The following is a 640-nucleotide window of genomic DNA, read 5'->3' on the forward strand; positions in this document are numbered from 1 at the left end:
GGACTTTTGTTGCCGCTTTCGGGCAGTGCTGTTGGCGAGGCGATAGCTCTCGCCGTTCATCTCGAGGATGCTGACGTGGTGGGTCAGCCGGTCGAGCAGTGCGCCGGTGAGGCGCTCGGAGCCGAAGGTCTCGGTCCATTCATCGAAGGGCAGATTGCTGGTGATCAGGGTCGCGCCGCGCTCGTAGCGGTGCGAGATCAGTTCGAACAGCAATTCGGCACCGGTCTTGGACAGCGGCACGAAGCCCAGCTCATCGATGATGAGCAGCTTGTAACCGGCCATCTGCTTCTGAACGCGAAGCAGGCGGCGCTCGTCGCGGGCCTCCATCATCTCACTGACCAGGCTCGCGGCGGTGGTGAAGCCAACGGAGAGCCCCTTCTGGCAAGCTGCCAGTCCGAGGCCAAGGGCAATGTGCGTCTTGCCCGTGCCACTTGGGCCGAGGGCAATGACGTTCTCGCGACGGTCGATCCATTCACACCGCGCCAGTTCCAGCACCTGCATCTTGTTGAGCTTCGGTATGGCGCTGAAGTCGAAGCTGTCGAGGCTTTTGACCGTGGGGAATTTGGCGGCCTTGATGCGGCGTTCGACCATCCTCCGCTCCCGGTCGATCAACTCCAGCTCAACAAGCCGGGCGAGGTAT

Annotated in this window: 1 protein-coding gene; it reads right to left on the reverse strand. The window is 62.2% G+C overall.

What is annotated here, in order from left to right:
* Positions 1–640: IS21-like element helper ATPase IstB (gene istB, locus AAIL68_RS17565; protein WP_347141072.1), on the reverse strand; the 640-nt coding region annotated here is incomplete at both ends.

The organism is Paracoccus sp. SSK6 (assembly GCF_039770665.1).
Lineage (GTDB): Bacteria > Pseudomonadota > Alphaproteobacteria > Rhodobacterales > Rhodobacteraceae > Paracoccus.